Raw genomic sequence first — 216 nt, forward strand, 5'->3', positions numbered from 1 at the left:
GTCGTGCTCGATGTAGGTCTTGAACCGTGTGAACGTCTGTTGAGGGCCGACTTCCTCCCCGACCCTCGAGATCAGCCATTGGTTCAGGAACAGCGAGCTTCGGCTGACCAGGTAGCGGCCGACACTGACCTCCTCCTCCCAGAACTTCTTCTCGAACGGCCAGTCCTCGGCGTAAGCGCGCTTGGTGTCGGCGCCCTCCGCAGTGAGCCGCTGGAA

1 pseudogene is annotated in these 216 nt (G+C 62.0%); it reads right to left on the reverse strand.

The features are described from left to right. Positions 1-216 (reverse strand): annotated as a pseudogene (locus BN358_RS27045) (hypothetical protein); the annotation flags it as partial.

The organism is Sedimentibacter sp. B4, assembly GCF_000309315.1.
In the GTDB taxonomy this organism is placed as follows: Bacteria; Bacillota; Clostridia; order Tissierellales; family Sedimentibacteraceae; genus Sedimentibacter; species Sedimentibacter saalensis.